Here is a 659-nt window from a genome sequence, read left to right as displayed (position 1 = left end):
ACCGCCGGTGGCGAGACCGGCCGCGGAGACCGCGCCGTGCTGCTCGGCGATGCCGACGTCGTACACCCGGTCGGGGAAGACCTTGGCGAACTTGTCGAGGCCGACCGGCTGGAGCATGGCCGCGGTGATGGCGACGATGTCCTTGCGTTCCTTGCCGAGCTCGACCATCTCGTCGGCGAAGACGCCGGTCCAGTCGGCGCCGGAGGAGGAGATGGGCAGGCCGGTGTCGGGGTGGATCTTGCCGACGGCGTGGAAGCGGTCGGCCTCGTCCTGGAGGGCGGGCTGGTAGCCGCGGCCCTTCTCGGTGAGGCAGTGGACGATGACCGGGCCGCCGAACCGCTTGGCGCGGGTCAGCGCGGACTCCAGCGCCTCGATGTCGTGACCGTCGATCGGGCCGACGTACTTGAGGCCGAGGTCCTCGAACATGCCCTGCGGGGCGATGAAGTCCTTCAGGCCCTTCTTGGCGCCGTGCAGCGTCTCGTAGAGCGGTTTCCCGACGACCGGCGTGCGGTCGAGGATCTCCTTGGTGCGGGCCAGGAAGCGCTCGTAGCCGTCGGTGGTGCGCAGGGTGGCGAGGTGGTTGGCGAGGCCGCCGATGGTGGGGGCGTAGGAGCGCTCGTTGTCGTTGACGACGATGACGAGCGGACGGTCCTTGGCCT

At 69.8% G+C, this 659-nt stretch carries 1 protein-coding gene; it reads right to left on the bottom strand.

The annotated features are described in order from the left end of the window. The coding region (locus ACY34K_RS33860) for a 1-deoxy-D-xylulose-5-phosphate synthase N-terminal domain-containing protein (RefSeq protein WP_462754109.1) at positions 1-659 on the bottom strand (659 nt) is incomplete at both ends.

This window comes from Streptomyces sp. STAM6 (assembly GCF_054963715.1).
The sequence above is the reverse complement of the archived record's forward strand: the minus strand, read 5'-3'. Positions and strand labels throughout refer to the sequence as shown.